Annotated in this window: 13 protein-coding genes; 8 read left to right on the forward strand and 5 right to left on the reverse strand. The window is 53.6% G+C overall.

Features of this window, described 5'->3' with window-relative positions; all coding sequences use genetic code 11:
• The 5 genes from ABX962_RS12200 to ABX962_RS12220 all read right to left on the reverse strand — a co-directional run.
• Positions 1-7,989, reverse strand: a 7,989-nt coding sequence (locus tag ABX962_RS12200; protein WP_372719734.1) for a PAS domain S-box protein, incomplete at its 3' end; no start/stop codon positions are given.
• A 139-nt stretch (positions 7,990-8,128) separates the two neighbouring features.
• A complete protein-coding gene (locus ABX962_RS12205) occupies positions 8,129-8,344 on the reverse strand; it encodes a MerR family transcriptional regulator (RefSeq protein WP_372719736.1) in 216 nt (71 codons plus the stop codon).
• A gap of 279 nt (positions 8,345-8,623) precedes the next feature.
• Positions 8,624-9,670 carry a glutathione synthetase gene (locus ABX962_RS12210; RefSeq protein ID WP_372719738.1) on the reverse strand — a complete coding sequence of 349 codons (1,047 nt, stop codon included), beginning with the start codon at positions 9,668-9,670 and terminating at the stop codon, positions 8,624-8,626.
• Positions 9,670-11,625, reverse strand: a complete 1,956-nt coding sequence (locus tag ABX962_RS12215; protein ID WP_372719740.1) for a flavohemoglobin expression-modulating QEGLA motif protein — start codon at positions 11,623-11,625, stop codon at positions 9,670-9,672. The genes ABX962_RS12210 and ABX962_RS12215 overlap by 1 nt, the downstream gene beginning before the upstream one ends.
• Positions 11,622-12,407, reverse strand: a complete 786-nt coding sequence (locus ABX962_RS12220) for an N-formylglutamate amidohydrolase (protein WP_372719742.1) — start codon at positions 12,405-12,407, stop codon at positions 11,622-11,624. Before ABX962_RS12220 ends, ABX962_RS12215 begins: the two co-directional genes overlap by 4 nt.
• A gap of 448 nt (positions 12,408-12,855) precedes the next feature.
• Here ABX962_RS12220 and ABX962_RS12225 point away from each other — a divergent pair, with 448 nt between their 5' ends.
• From ABX962_RS12225 to ABX962_RS12260, 8 genes are all read left to right on the forward strand, one after another.
• Positions 12,856-13,326: a PA2169 family four-helix-bundle protein gene (locus ABX962_RS12225; protein ID WP_372719744.1), complete on the forward strand. Its 471-nt coding sequence runs from the start codon at positions 12,856-12,858 to the stop codon at positions 13,324-13,326.
• Positions 13,327-13,447: 121 nt separating this feature from the next.
• Positions 13,448-13,600 (forward strand): DUF3309 family protein, encoded by a 153-nt coding sequence (locus ABX962_RS12230; RefSeq protein ID WP_339942526.1) that lies wholly within the window; start codon positions 13,448-13,450, stop codon positions 13,598-13,600.
• Between the two features lie 65 nt (positions 13,601-13,665).
• Positions 13,666-13,845, forward strand: coding sequence for a hypothetical protein (locus ABX962_RS12235; protein WP_372719746.1), 180 nt, complete (start codon positions 13,666-13,668; stop codon positions 13,843-13,845).
• A 301-nt stretch (positions 13,846-14,146) separates the two neighbouring features.
• A complete protein-coding gene (locus tag ABX962_RS12240) occupies positions 14,147-14,350 on the forward strand; it encodes a CsbD family protein (RefSeq protein ID WP_372719748.1) in 204 nt (67 codons plus the stop codon).
• A gap of 216 nt (positions 14,351-14,566) precedes the next feature.
• Positions 14,567-14,935, forward strand: coding sequence for a hypothetical protein (locus ABX962_RS12245; protein ID WP_372719750.1), 369 nt, complete (start codon positions 14,567-14,569; stop codon positions 14,933-14,935).
• A 162-nt stretch (positions 14,936-15,097) separates the two neighbouring features.
• Positions 15,098-15,307, forward strand: coding sequence for a dodecin (locus ABX962_RS12250; protein WP_372719752.1), 210 nt, complete (start codon positions 15,098-15,100; stop codon positions 15,305-15,307).
• Between the two features lie 116 nt (positions 15,308-15,423).
• Positions 15,424-15,936, forward strand: a complete 513-nt coding sequence (locus tag ABX962_RS12255) for a ferritin (protein ID WP_372719753.1) — start codon at positions 15,424-15,426, stop codon at positions 15,934-15,936.
• Between the two features lie 219 nt (positions 15,937-16,155).
• On the forward strand, positions 16,156-16,229 hold a 74-nt coding region (locus ABX962_RS12260), incomplete at its 3' end, for an acylphosphatase (protein WP_372719755.1).

Here is a 16,229-nt window from a genome sequence, read left to right on the forward strand (position 1 = left end):
CCCGTCCCCTTGCGAAAATGGCTGGAACAACCGTCGCTGTTGTTGTTTGCTCATTCCGATTCCAGAGTCGACAATTTCGAATTGCAGTATCCCATGGTCGTGTTGCTGATTCACATAACGCACGATGATTTTCACCATGCCGGCGGGGGTGAATTTAATTGCGTTACCAACCAAGTTAATCAGGACTTGTTTCAAACGTTTGGGATCCGAGGTGATTTCCGCAGGAATTTTACCGTGGTATTCGACATCGAGTTCAAGGTTGCTCTCGGTCGCACGGACTTCCATGATCGAGCGAACGTCTTCGACTAAATGGCTGGGCGCGAACCGTTGTTGGCTGATTTCAAATTTGCCGGCTTCGATTTTTGACAAGTCAAGAATGTCATTAATGATATCCAGCAGAAAACCACCGTTGTGCCGGATCGTGCGAACGTGCGAAAGCGTTTCGTCATCGTTGACCTTTTCGGCAATCAAGTAGGCATAGCCCAGGATTGCGGTCATCGGGGTGCGAATTTCGTGACTCATGTTCGCTAAAAACGCACTCTTGGATTCGTTCGCCGCGACCGCCTGTTCTCGTGCTTCTTTGAGCGACTGTTCGAATTCATGTTGATTCGTAATGTCCAACAGCGTGCCGATAATTTGAGAGGGGCGTTTTTGGCCTTCGCTACCTTTGCTCCACAGCGTTTTGGTTTGCAACCGCACCCAGCGGATTTGGCCGTCAAGTCGCGTGATGCGAAGGTCAAGTGGCGTCATCAGTTTCCGCCGCGTCTGGGCGGCTTTCTGAAAATACTGTTGGTACGCATCCACATCATCGGGGTAGACAAACGAGGGAGTTTGGCTCATCTCGATCTGGAACGTGTAATCTTCGGGATAGCCGACGATTCGTTTGAACTCCGGTGAAAATATTACTTTTTGCGACCGCAAATCGACATGCAACATACCAAAACCAGCCGCTTTGGCGGCAACGCTTAAGCGTTGGGCACTGAGCCGGATCTCGCGTTCATTTCGCTTTCGTTCGGTGATGTCCACACCACTAGGCACGACAAATGCGACCTCGCCTTTCTCGTTTCGAGCCGGGGCAATCCTGTATTGAATCGAGCGTTTTGAACCGTCGGCGATCCAGTAATCCAGTTCCATTTCGATGCTTTCTCCCGCAGCAGCACGTTGGAAGGACTCGCGGATTGAAGACTGCACTTTCGCCGATCGGCGCCACCATGGACATTCCCAGAATTTTTTTCCAATGATCTGGTCACGTCTGTATCCACACCCTGTGGTGGCTGTTTCGTTGACCTCGCTGACCTGACCGTCCAAATCGATCACGCCGACAAAGATCAAGGTAACATCGAAAATTCCTTGCAGTTTTGTATTGCTGCTTTCGTAATTTTCCAGTGCCGATTTGATCGCTTCTTCCGATTCACGCCGAGTCGTGATATCCAACTCCACCCCGATCATTTGCAGCGGCGAATCGCTGTCTTTGATGGAAAGATGGGCTAGCGACATCACCCAGCGATAGGCTTTGGACGAACGCAGGATGCGATATTCACAGCGATACGGAGTACCCTCTGCCAAGCTATGTCGCAGAGTTTGCTCGACGTGATCTCGGTCATCGGGATGAACCAAATCAAGAAATTCCGCAAGTCCTCCGATCGGTTGGGCGGACTCGATTCCCGATTGTTTGCTCAATTCACCGGAACGATAGAATTGGTCGGCATTGACATGCCATTGCCAAAGTTTCAATTCCGCCGCACTGAGTGCCAATCGCAGACGCTCTTCGCTGGCGAGAATGCGACGCTCGGATTCCTTCGCGTTAGTGATGTCCCAGTTCAGGCCATGGATCCGTGTAATCTTGCCCTGTTCATCACGCAGGATGGTGCCGACCGCCGCTAGCCAGACTACTTTGCCATCGGGGCGGATAACGCGGAATTCGGTTTCATAGTTATCGCCGTTTTCGGTCGCCCGTTTCCACACGGATTTGAGCGTGGAAAGGTCGTCAGGATGGACGCTTTGAAAGAATAATTCGGATGAGGGGTTTTCTTGCCAGGGGATACCCAGCAGTTGGAATAGAGAGTCTTCCCAGACGCTTTTTTCCTCGCTCCACTCCCAAGCTGCCATCGCTCCGGCCTTGAGCGCCATCGAGATGCGGCGTTCGCTTTCGACCAATCGCATCTGAGCGGCATAGCGATCACTGATGTCGACGCCCGAGGGAATCAGGTATTCGATATTGCCGTTGGCATCTCGGACCGGTGCCATCATGAAATCGATCATCAGCGGATTACCTTCCTTGGAATACAAGCCGACATCGAACCGCACCGTTTCACCCGCAAAGGCGCGATCCATCGCGTCTCGCATTTGGTTGGCGACCGCGTCATCGTAAGTCCACCAAGCGCATTCGGCAAAGTGTTTACCAATCACATCGTCGCGACTCAGTCCTGCGATGCTCATCGAACGATCGTCGACCTCGAGTAACTTGCCATCGTTTCCGATCACTCCGACGAGTCCCAATTGATTGTTGATTACGCGACGCAGGTGAGCTTCGCGGTCGGCGAGTTCCAATTCCCAACGTTTTCGTTCGGTAATGTCTCGGGACACCGCAACGAGAAATTTGATTTGCTCGGACACCCCACGCACCGAGGTGACGATCACGTCCCACCATTTGGGCGTGGCGTTGGCGGTGGGACAGAACGCTTGGAAGCTGGCGGTTCCCCCGGCAATCGCATCACGCAGCGCTTCACGAACGCTGGGCTGGATTTCGGCGGGCCACAATGTTTCCCATGGCTCGCCTCGGAAGGTCTCGAAATCAGCGATTTCAAACGAGGCAATCCCGGCAGAGTTCATTGTCAACATGCGACCGTCCAAGTCGAGGACATTGATACAGTCGGGGCTGCTTTCGATAATCGTGCGATTGAATTCTTCGCTTTCACGCAGTGCGTCTTCGGCGCGGGCCCGTTCCAGACGCGCGTAAACCCGAGTCGTGAATTCTTGTAAAAACTCTTTCTCGTCCGCTTGCCAACGATGCGGTTCCTTGCGAATGGCGGCCAATACAAACTTTAAACGTCGGTCGCTGATATAGGTTGCGGTGAACATCGAACCGATATCGAAGGCAGCAAAACGTTCGGCCGAGTTGGCCGAACGTTTTACATTTTGACAGTCATCAATCGCGAGCGGGTGGCCTGCTAATAGTGCCTCTCGCTCGGGAGCTTCGTGGAACTCGGCCAGGCTATGGTCTCCGCGCAGGCTGGCAAGGCCTGGCTCGGTGAGATGTTCGTAAAAGACGTTCGCCGTTTCGTCCTGCTCGTTGATTTCGGCCAGCGTGCATCGCGACAACTTCATGTACTCGGTGATTCGGGTACATGCTTGCTGAATGATCTCGTCGGCCGACAACGGATTGACGAATGCGGATTGCAAGTCCGCTAGAAATGCCAGATTCAATTCGCGGGACTTGCGTTCGGTGATATCGACGGCGAACCCCGTGATCTTTAAGGCGTTGCCTTGCTCGTCGCGGTCGACGACGCCATGCACCTGAGACCAGATCGTTCGTCCATCGGTACCGCGAATGCAACGGCATTCAAATGCTTCACGCTCGGAATTCGAATGCAGCACCGAGTCAATCACCTGCTGCACGACGACGTGATCTTCGGGAATCACAATTTCCAAGAATCCCTCGGGGGTCCCCTTGAATTCTTGTTTGTCATAGCCGTACATCGAATGCAGACGATCGGACCAAGTGATCTTGTTCTTGGGAATGTTCCAAACCCAGCTGCCCATGCGGCCGGCATCCAGCGCTAGCGAGAGCGTCCGCTCTCGTTGGATCATGTCCAATTCCGCCTTCTTGCGAGCGCTGACGTCACTCGCCACCGCCGTGATCGACAGCGGGTTTCCCTGCGAATCACGCTGGATTACCCCGCGGCCGTAGGTCCAGATGGTTTGCTGGTCATCACCACGGATCACCCGGAAATCCATCTCGAATTCTTCGCATCTGCCGCTGAATGCTGCATCAACACGGCCCTGAACATAGTCGCGATCATCGGGGTGAATGATCTGCATGAAACCTTCGGCGGTCGCTACGAATTGATCTTTCTTGTAGCCGAGCAACTCGTACAAGTGGTCTGACCATGTGACCTGATTCTCCGACACCTTCCAATGCCACGATCCCAGCCGACCGGCGCGAAAAGCAAGATCAAGATCCTCTCGCTGCTTGACCACCACACGCTCGGCTTCTTTGCGATGTGTCACATCCATAAATGTCACCACACAGCCGATCGTTTGACCCTCGCGGATCATTGGATAGGACCAGTATTCGACATCAAAGGATGTGCCGTCGGCTCGCCAGAATAGCTCGTCGTCAATATGGACTTGTGCGCCGACACGGAATGCTTCGTAGATCTGACATTCATGGTTCGGGCAATCGCTGCCATCGCGACGCGTGTGATGGATCAGTTGATGCATCTGTTTGCCGACCAGTTCTGCGGGGTCTGCATAGCCCAACAATTCGGCGCACGATGCATTGGCAAACGTACAAATGCCTTCGGGGTCGATGCCGTAGATGCCTTCGGCGGTCGAGTTTAGCAAGGCGACAATTCGCTCATCCCGCTCAAAGATCGTTTGCACAAATTGCTTGTGCTCGGTGATATCACGCAGATACGCAGTGAAAAAGGGAGATCCATCCCGCGTTTTTGTTGCGTTGATGGCAAGCTCGACAGGGAATTGCTCGCCGTTGGATCGCAGGGCCGTCAATTCAATTCGGCGACCGATTACCGTGGATTCGCCCGATGCCAAATAGCGTTTTAGTCCACGAGTGTGGGCGTCGCGAAATTCTTCGGGAACAATGGTGTCCGCTAGTAAACGCCCCTTCACTTCCTCTTGTTTGTAACCAAACGTTTGCTCGGCAGCAGGATTGAAATCGACGATTCGGCCATCGACATCCATCGTGATGATCGAGTCGAGTGCCGAGGCTAAGATCGCAGATTTACGGGCCTCTTCGTCACGCAAATTCGCATCGGCTTGGGTGTGGCGAATAAATTGTCCCAATTCAATGCCAATCGATTGCAACATCGCCAAGAACGGCTGCTCGTACCTGCCTGAGCGTCGTGAAAAAACTTCGATCACACCAAAGAAATCGGTGCCCACCACGATGGGCATCGCCATCGCTTGGGTCAGTCCCGCAGCAATGGTATGCGTGCGCGAAAAATTTGAGTCGGCGGACAGATTTTCGATTGAATGTGCGGTCAATGATTGCCAGACCCGGCCGGGTAACCCTCGCCCTTTGCTAAACTCAAATTCCTGGTTTTGGGCAGCAACTTGCTCCATTTCGGGATCGTTTGGCCCTACCGATACCTCGGTGCATCGCAGCAATTGGTGCTGAGGATCGGGTAGCCAAATGGCGCAGATATCGGCTCCCAGCGATTCTCGAATCGTCTTCAAGACCTTGGGGACCGCCGAGTCAAACGACTTCGCATCGGCGATCAAGCGGATGACTTGATGTTCCGTCGTCATGCGAATTGTCGACTGTTTTTGCAGCGTGATGTCGATGAACGTTAAAATCAATCCGTCCGCTTTGTCGCCACGCATGTACGGTAGCACGCGGCGGAGGAACCAGCGTCCGTCGTTGGTTTGGATCTCATGTTCAAGACGCTCGTTGCTGGCGGAAAGCTCTTGGACGCTGGGGAGCGCAGGCATTTTTACCGCGTCATGCGAGATGTCACCCAGCGGACGTCCAATATCGCTGGCGATCAACCGATAGATTTGCGAAGCGGCAGGCGAGTACCAGATCGTGTTTTGGTTTGCATCCAAACAAATCGTTGCAATTTGGGTGCTGCGGAACAGGTTCTCGAGATCGGTGTTGATGTTGGCGATTGCGTCTCGGCTAGCACGGATCTCCTCGCGTGAGGTTTCCAATTCCTCGTTTGCCGAATGCAACTCTTCGTTCATCGACAACAGTTCTTCGTTGGACGATTTTAACTCTTCATTGGTCGCCTCCATGTCCTGCATCGTCTGTTCAAGATCGCTGCGAGTGGTCTCGAGTTCGCGTTCAATCTGAACGATCAGCGAATCGGTATCGGGATGAGGATGCTGGATCAGATCGTCGCTCTCGTCACGCTGGATAGGTAAGCCGACATCGTGAAAGACGACCAAAAATAACGGAGCGTCTTCGCCTAAACGGGGCATCGGTTGGACGGTCAACATGACCCGTTGGACTTGGTCGCCGTCACGCAGCGACAAGTTTTCGTGCTGGACTCGGCGGCTGGTTCGTTTGGCTTCCGCAATCGCGGCACGCAAACCAATTTGCAAGCCACTTGCCGCCATTTTGACGATGTTGTTTTCAAATGGACCTGCGGTCAGGCTGAGATATTTTTTGATGTTTGGCGACGATGTTAGCACTTGGCCTGATTCATCAATGACCGCTGTTTTCGGAGTGAATTCGTCCAGCACAATCCGCTGCATCATGTCTGTCAAATCGACTGATGCGTCGGGGGTGATAGCCGATCGAGGGGATGTCGCCGCTCGCGGTAAGAAACCCGTTGGGGTTGCCGATCCGATCGCGGTCCCTTTCCGCTGCGAAATGCGGGACTTGGCATCGATAGGGCGAAACAATTCTGCATGCGAGGCGATACTTTCGCTGGGCCCTAAAAAAAGGTAGCCCGAGGGACATAACGCATAGTGAAACAGCGGAATTAATTTCTTTTGCAGGTGAGGTCCGAGGTAGATCAATAGATTGCGACACGAGATCAGGTCGAGACGCGAGAAGGGAGGGTCGCTGATCAAATTGTGATTCGAAAACAGAACAAGCTCACGGATCTCTTTCGCGACGTGATATTTCGTCCCCTGTTTGACGAAGAACCGTTTCAATCGCTTGGGGCTGATGTGATCTTGGATCCCCAGCGGGTACGTGCCACGGCGGGCAATTGCTAAGGAACGCTCGTCGATGTCCGTCGCAAAGATCTGGACGTTGGGCGGAGCGGGGAGGTGGTCCATCACTTCGCGACACAACATCGCCATCGTGTACGCTTCCGCTCCGTTGGCGCAGCCGGCAACCCAAATACGCACGTTGTCGTTGGGATCGCGATTTTCGAAGAGCTTCGGTAGCACTTGATTACGCAGAGCTTCAAAGGCCTCGGGGTCTCGAAAGAATGCGGTAACCCCGATCAACAAGTCTCGAAAGAGAGCATGGATCTCGTCGTCATTTTGCGTGAGGTGTTCGATATACTGGTTGACCGATGCGATTTTCCGCACTTGCATTCGCCGTTGGATACGCCGCTGCAGCGTACTGGATTTGTAATGCTGGAAATTATGCGAAGTGACCTTCATCAGCGTTTCCGCGATCACTGGTATCGCTTCTTCGATCTGCTGGCCCAAGCGGTGAGGAGAAACGGAAGCGGCTTGGTCCGACAAATGGCGGGCATAACGCAGCAGTTCGCCAGCAATCTCGCGGGGCGGGATCACGTGATCCGCGACTCCCATCGTTGCGGCACTACGAGGCATCGAGTCGTATTTGGCAGACACCGGGTCTTGCGCAAACGTCAATCCACCTCGGTCGCTGATCGCTTTGAGTCCCAGGGTTCCATCGCTGCCGGTGCCCGACAAGATCACGCCGAGACCGCGGTCTTGTTGGTCTTGGGCAAGCGAATGCAGGAAATGGTCAATCGTCGATGTGCGGCGAATCTCATTCTCGGGTTGAACGATGCGGGCCGAACCGTGGTGTATTTCCAGCAACGTTTGCGGAGGGCAGATGTAAACCTTGTCCACAATCAGCGCTGTGCGATCGGTTAACTCAAGCACCTGCATCGAGGTCGATTTTGATAACAATTCGACCAACAGCGATTTGCTTTGCGGATCAAGATGTTGGATGAACACGATCGCCATCCCTGGTGCATCGCCGAGCGCGGTCAACAGTTCCTGGAATGCTTCGAGTCCACCGGCCGATGCGCCCACGCCGACGATCAGGGGCGAGGCATCGCCGACGCGATTTTGCTCCGATTCTTTGTCACGATTCATACGCTTGTACCTTGCCAGTGGGCGCGCCGCGCCACTGCCGCATCCATCTCTCGATGCCCCAAAATATCCCCTGTGATCTCGCTGGCGTTTTGCGACTCCGCCGTCGCATGCCACCCGAGGATGCATTCACTAATGAAGTTCACGCGTGCTCGCGTTGGGCCACGATGGCCGCGAGAAACGCGTCAAGGTCTTCTTGCCGGTAATAGCGATAGCCGGTGACCGGATGACGCGTGGGAACAAGTCGTCCCGATTTATCCCAGTTTCGTAGCGTTTCCGTGGTCACGCTTAAGTACTCGGCCGCTTCGCCCACCCGCAGCATCCCATCCAACTTGCCCACCATTGATTTGACACCCATCGCAGCACCTTCCAAACCTTACAAACGTTGAAACGATGTCAAATTGAAGACGGTAAAGGCGTTTTCGTCAATTCCCCCTGTGTTTCCGACTCTTTCCATGGGCCGCCAGCGATCACGCTCGGCTGAATTCGTTGAGTTCCCAGCGAAACGTCGAACGCCGTGAACTTTGAGTTGCTACGCTCGCCAGAGCGTGGATTGTTGGCGTCCATTGTGAATCACCCCCTTCTGGCGAAGGTGGCTACTAGGGAATCGTTCACGGGTCGCCGAACGATTCGCCCTCTACAGCGTGGCAAGATCCACGTTACGGATGCGAGATCCGTAATACTGCTTGTAGCGAACCTTGCGTTGTAAATCGCGAATGATCGCGGCGGTAAAATCGACTCCGGTCAATTGTTGGCTGCTGCCGAGACCACCGGGGCTGAATACATTGATCTCCATCAACTTGTCATCGACGATATCCAGCCCCACTAGGAACATGCCATCGCGGACGAGTTTCGGACGCACCATTTCGACCAATTCAAGCATTTTGTCGGTCACCTCGGCCGCCTCGCTCTTGCCCCCCGAATGCATATTGCTTCTCGCATCGCCCGTCTTGTTGACTCGGCGAAACGCGGCATACGCCCCTTCGTGCCACAGCGGTCGACCATTCATGACAAACAATCGGACATCGCCATCGACTGCGGCGGGCAAATACTCTTGGACGATACAGTATCCGTCACGCAGCACCGCTTCAATCATTTGGTTGCGGTTTGCTTTTTCGTCTTCATTGATCAAAAACACGCTTTGACCGCCGGACCCCTGCAGCGGTTTGATCACCACTTTGCCATTTTGGGATTCGATAAACGAATTGATCTGCTTGATGTCACGACTGATGCAGGTTTTGGGGCGGACTTCTTCGGGAAAGTGTTGGAAATAAGTTTTGTTGATGGCATTGGCGAGATTTTCAGGATCGTTCAAGACGATCACGCCTCGCGCCGTGGCGAGTTGTCCAAACAAGATGCCACTGGTTTGAGCCCATGGACGCTCTGCTGCGTCGTCCGAAGGATCGTTGCGAAGTAGCAAAACGTCGAGGTCGTCAAGCGATATTCTGACGCCACCGGATTCTTTGTCCTGAAGTTCACCAATAAAGTTTTCGAGTGATTCATAATGCTCGCCATTGACCGTTCGCGCGGACGCATGAATGGTTCCATCAGGTGCGTAGACAAAATCACCCACGCCGAGTGTGTAGGCTTGGTGCCCCATGTTCACGGCGGTCATTGCGAGCCGCGTCGTCGTGTAGGCGGCTTGTTCGGTCAAGACATCGTTGACTACAAATCCAATCTTCATCAGTCGGTCTCCATAAGATCAAGGACCGACTTGCCCCGACAGACTTCGAGCCGGTCACGGATGCGAGGGTCGTTCCAGAAACGAGGTAAAACACGCGGAGGAGTAATGATTCCGCGCCGCCGCAACTCTTGCACGTACGGCACATGCTGCAATCCAATCTTGCCCACATACAACGGTTCAATTTCATGCCCCGCTGCCAAATATTCGAGTAAATCACGCAGACCACGCAGATAGATCAGATCCTTGCTGTAGCCGCCCCCGCGGTACACTCGCAATGTGGTGGTGAAGGAGGCATGCGGAGCAAAGTGATGCTTCTTGTGTAGCAAGCGGAACGTTTCCACAAACGCGTTTCCGGCGATCATCGAATCAACCGCAATGACGCGAGCCGCCAGCGTCCGCAAACGACGCTTTGTCAATCCACCGCACAAGTATTCCGCCAATACTGCCAAACCTTCTTGCAGCTCTTCGTAGCCTGCCAAACCCGCGTACAGTTGTTGAAATGGTTGACAGCGACCGTTGAAATACGTCAACAAATGGGTGCCGATTTCGTGATGCAATAACGATTCGACACGTTTTGCCGCGAGTTTTATCTTGCTCGAGATCAGCAACCGGCCTTGCGAGACCATGATTCCCGAAGCGATAGAATCGGACACCTGCACCGTCGCGGTGAACTCGTTCATCTTGGTGTGATAATAGTCGATTTCATCATGCGCTCGCTGAATGATTTCGCTGCTGGCAATGCAGCGAGCCGATTTCGATTTGTGTTTGGGGCTGGGATGAATCGTTCGTAGGATGTCTTTGGCCAACGTGATCAGAGCGTCTTCGGGGCGACCATACAATTGCAGACTCGTGCTCAAAAATGGCGAAGGATGCGAGGATGACTTGGACGTTTCGGGTTGGTCAAGATCTCGTAACGCAGTCAATTGCCGATCCACCTCGTTTTGCTTTTCCCAAAACAGATGCGCCAGAGTGGGATCTTCGACACGTTCAATTTCAATATCGAACAGGCGGCGTTTGAGCACGTTGGGGTGGTACGGCAGCGGGCGATAATACAGCGTGGGTAACTCGCGATAACGACTGTCATGAAATTGTTGCCAAGCTTCGTCCGCATTGGTCGGCGTGACTTGCAGCAAGAAATCGAACGATTCCGAGACGCTGCAGAGCTGTTGGTCGATTAAACGAGTTGCTTTGACCAGCGACGAGGGCCCAAGTGATTCGAAATGCACCTTGGTGGATTGGTCTTGGCTGCCCGTAAATTCCGCAATCGTCTTGCGAAGGCCGGTCGCCAATTGACGGCGAAACGATTGCAGCACGACGGGGTAGAGCGATCCATTGCGGGAATCGCGATACACCGGTTTCACCGCGATCCCAATCGTGCAGACGCCTGCATTGGCATCGCCGGAACACTGCGGGGCAAGTGGTTCGATTTGGGGTGGTCCGACGCGATTGTCGCTTCGTTCTGTGACGGTGCCGCAGCGTCCGTGGACCGAAATTTCTTTGAGCGAATTTCGCAGGACTTCAATGGTCGACGGCAACGCATCCAAGTCAGGCGAGACGATTTCGAAGCTCGGTCGCGAAGGTTGTGGGGTGTTCGCTGCGTCGGAACACCATATTTCAACGAACAAGAAAGTGCCAAAGTGCTCTTGCATGATGCCGCGAACGGCCGTCGTCAATGTCGTTAGCCCCGAATGGTATTGCGGGGCGGCCGAAGCAAACAGATAGGCCGCCTCGGTGGTTACCAATTCACGCGTGCCCGTGTCTTTGTGATCGACCGGCGAGCGATAAACACACAGAAAGGGAAGCTGACGATCAAATTTAAAGCGGCCATCCCCTGGCAGCGTCCGTCGTACCCGTTGGTTTTTTGACAAACGTGCGCATACCGCGTCGGTAATCGCGTCGAACTCCGATTCGATTGGATCGCGTTTCGGTTGCGGCGGCGTGTTGTTGGGGTTCACAGTTGTCTCAATGCTGTTTGGACGCCGGGCAATGTCGACTCTAACGCCTTGTAAATACAATCCACCTCGTCGGGGTTGGCTTCGCCCTCCCATTCATCCATGAAAAATTTCTTGAACTCGATCGCAATCGCACAAGCTTGTTCGGGAAACGTGGTGTGGATCCACTCGCCAAAATAGCCACCCTGGAATTTCACATTTTCGCGGACATCCAACTTGCGTCCGTGAAAGTCATACGCTCGAAGTTCGGTGATAAACCGGTCGACGACGGGTGCCCAGAATTTGCGATCCATCGTCCCGGTACCAACGTTGACTTCGGGATTTTTGCGTGGGTCGGCGGGCGGGGCATCCGCTCCGTCGCGACGGTGGTTGTAGGTGTGCAAGTCATAGACGACGACGCGGCCATGTTCTTCGATCAGTTCACGCAGCAAGGCTTCGACATCTTCATAGAATTTGTCGTATTCACGCAGCGATGCTTCGATCATTTTGGGGTCCGGTGGCGTGTCCCAGACCTCCATTCCCCAGGCATCGGCGGGCGTTTCGTAAACCGCCTTGTCACGCGGTCGGTTCAGGTCCACTTCGAAACGCGAACGCAGACCGACGATTTGGGTCTTCGCGATTTGAGTCCATTCACCCGTGATCGGATCTTCTTCTCGTTGCTGTTCGTCTTCGTCAATCGCCAAACGCTGCTCGACACTCCGGCGAGTGTCGTGCCCGTTGTGAACCGCCGCGGCAACGATGGGGCTTGATCCTCGTTGAAAGATGCAGTGAGGGTGAAGTGCCACGTGGGGAGCTCCCTTCGATGGACGAGGAACGAGAAACACAGAAACGAGGAACCGAAACGAATGTTCGTAAGAACGAAAATGGCAAAACGGAAATGGCAAATCGTGTACCAGTCGCAACCGTCTCAATAAACGCGATCGGGCTGGGAATCGGCATCAAATCGTTTCGCGGGCGTTTCGTTTCGTGGGCCATTCGTGTTGTTTTGATCAACTCCGCTGTCTGGTGTTAAATCAAGTTGGCCGCTTTGCGGTCAGAAAGAGTGGTCGTCCGCTCGGTTTAGAGGCAAATTCGGCGTCGGCACACCGTTTGCCTTTGTTTGTCGTGGTTGCGTTGTCGAAACGCAATGCTTGGTCGTTGCCGTGGCGATTGCAGCCACGATGCTTCACCCGCACGACGCTTCACCAATCGATGCGTCAATCAGTAAAAAATAACCTCTAACCGGAGTCTGCTATGAGTCTCGAAACAAAGCAAAGCCTCAGTGAAACCACCGTCAAGAAACTTCAGAAGCTGATCCGTGCCAATATTGACTCCTATGATGGATTTCGAGAGTCGGCCGAAGAGCTAAGTGATAAGAAGCTCGCGACGCTGTTCCGCGAGATTGCCAACGAGCGGTCAGCCCTGGCGACGGAGTTGCAAAATTATGTCCAGTGGAATGGCGAAGAGGCGGAAGACGATGGTTCGGCCAGCGCCGGTGTGCATCGGGCCTGGATTAATGTCCGCAGCAAGCTAAATGGAGGCGATCCCTACGTCATTCTGATCGAAGCCGAGCGTGGTGAAGACCATATCAAGAATGCCTATGAAGAGGTGCTCAAGGATACGGCGGGAAGTGCGATGAACGATGTGTTGTTGTCGCAATACGCGGTGGTTAAAGCAGGGCATGACAAGGTTCGCGATCTGCGGGATGCGTACAAAAACAAGTAAGCGATCTTGTCCGCTTGGGTAACGGCTCCGTTATCCGGTTTGCGGTTGAACTTTATCGGTCTGGGAAACAGCGGAGCCTGCTGTTCAGCTTTTTGGCCGCAGTGCCAAGCGGAGAATCGTGATGTACACCCTATTGCTTATCCTTTTGATCTTGTTGCTTGTGGGAGCGTTGCCTGCGTGGCCACACTCCCGAAGTTGGGGGTACGCCCCCAGCGGAGCATTGACAGTGATTGTTGTCATCGTATTGGTGCTGGTGTTGATGGGTTACGTGTAGCGGCCATCGGTCGATGGCTATATCGAGATTTACCTTCTTTGAAAAAACAAACTTGCAGGTCCATTATGAATTCTTTTCTCCGATCGATGCGGTCGCTGTTTGCTGTCGCGACGTTTTTCGTTGGATTCGCGATCGTCGGCTGCGATAACAAGGAAACGCTGTTGGATGTCGATACACCCGACGGGGGCGTCGAAGTAGAACGGTCTCGCGATACAGGCGAGATCACCGTCGACGTGGACGAATAAAGAGCAACCGAGCGCACGTTGGCAAACGGTTGGAAATACGACAAGGCAGCAGTCCCAGATGGGGATGCTGTCTTTTTTTATGGTGGCGTCACCACGGTTGTTCGGGGCCGAGCGAGTTCGTTTCCGGGGGTGTGGATGGGAATTCAAGACTTCTGCAGCATTGCTGTCGATGCTGGGGCAAACCGATAGCGATGGTGTTTGGTCCAGCAAATGCACTTGAGTTGGCTAATGGATACGCCCGAGTTGGGCTGATTCGAGTTGGGCTGATTTTCGTGCAACTTTACCTAAGGGAGATATTGAGATGAATTGGGACCAGATTCAAGGCAAGTGGAAGCAAGCCAAGGGACAGGTCAAACAGCAGTGGGGCGATCTTACCGACGATGATCTGGATCGCGTCGATGGAAAACGCGAAGAATTGGTAGGCCGCGTGCAAGAACGCTATGGCATCGCTCGAGAAGAGGCGGAACGCCAAGTGCAACAGTTTGAATCCTCTTGCAAGTGCTAATGGCAAGTCGACCTAGCGAGTGTGACGCTCCCTCGATTTTCGGCAGCGGTCCGTCCGCAGCGCGATGTCGATGGAGCGTTTTGGAGCGTGAGAGAAAAGGAGACGCAATGACAACAAAAGGTGACGGAGGAAGTGTATCGATGTTTGCACCATAATATGGGAACCATTGATCCCGCGTGAAAAAAAATACCACCATGCTCGCGATGAGATATGAAAATGAATGAGACAGAAACTAACGAAGATACCAATCCTGAGATTGAAGCGGATCTAAACGAACTCGCCAAAATTTGTTGCCGATCCTTGGCGGGCGAAAGTGACGCGGGAATGGAACGCAGCGAAAATCTGTTGAAGTCACTGTTGATGAGCGGCTATGTCGGGAAAAAGAACCGCTCGTTTCAGGTGGATCTGGAAAACCGAGTCAAAGAGCAGTGCCGAGATTGCGCGATGCATCGCGGCGGTGCGCTGTCGTCGATTTCCGAGAAACTGGCTAAGAAATTCGCGGATCTTGCACGCTGGGAATCGAGAACTCCGAGCGATGCTTCGCCAGCCAAAGCGGCCAATATTAGCTCGGCAACCGATGCCTAGAAATGGATCCAGGACGACGTGCCTGTTCCTTTCGCCCAGGTCACCTTTGGGGGTGCGAAAGCACGCAGATTTGAGTGATTTTCTCGGTTCGAAATACGCTATACTCGGTTCCGTCGCACCGGGGGGTGCGAGGGTCTCGCAATCTCACTAGGAGTATTCGTCATGTCGAACCACATCTACAAAAAAATCGAACTTACAGGGACCTCCACCTCCTCGATCGAGGACGCTGTGAACAACGCCATCGCCCGTGCCGCAAAGACCGTCAAAGGGCTTCGCTGGTTCGAAGTGATCGAGACACGAGGCGACATCGCCGATGGCAAGGTCTCGCATTGGCAGGTAACGATCAAGGTCGGGTTTACGCTGGATGAGTAACCCCCATCGGTATTGGTCGATAGCCAGCTAGTCCGATCACGAAGTCGCGCGTTAGGATGCGGGTTGAAACGGCAAAGTCCGAACCGATCCCTATTCATTTTTGAAGTGAAGTCCCTATGTCTAATCATCAAGTTACCGACGCCCTGAACGAACAGCTCTCCTGCGAATTGGGGTCATGGTATTCCTATTTAGCCATGAGCGCCTGGTGCGACCGCCAACAGTTGACCGGATGCGCCGGTTGGCTTCGTGCTCAAGCTCAAGAAGAGTACACCCATGCAATGAAGATCTATGACTTCTTGCTCGCCCGCGATGTCGAGGTGAACTTGACTCAAGTTGATCCGCCACGTCAAGAATTTGCCAACATCGTCGAGATTTTTGAGTGGGCACTGAAGCAGGAAAAAGAGAACACCCAGCGTATCGACACACTGTTTCAACTTGCCATGGAACAGAAAGCGTTTGCGTCCTTGGTGGAGCTGCAATGGTTCATCACCGAGCAAGTGGAAGAGGAGCAATCGGCTCGGGCCAATCTAGCTCGTATCAAGATGGTTGCCAGTGATCCTGCGGCGATTCTCGATTTCGACAATATGCTCGGCGATCGAAACCTGCCTATGGACACGACGGCCCACTAAAAACGTTCGGAATAATCAATGGCGGTCGGTAGTGGACGAGACAACGAGTCTTGCAGCTTCACTGAGCCCAAAAGGACTCGTTGCCTCGTCCACTACGGAAAATGCCGCCAGCTATTCTTCCGGCAGTCCTAAATACGGCGGTCCTAAATACGGCGGTCCTAAATACGGCGGTCCTAAATACGGCGGTCCTAAATACGGCGATGTCAATCGAGGCTCCCCATGCAGCGGCGAACGATCAGCGTATCGGGCATCGTTCAAGGCGTGGGCTTTCGGCCCTTTGTCTACTCGCTTGC

It is taken from the genome of Novipirellula sp. (genome assembly GCF_041583735.1).
Classification (GTDB): Bacteria; Planctomycetota; Planctomycetia; order Pirellulales; family Pirellulaceae; genus Novipirellula.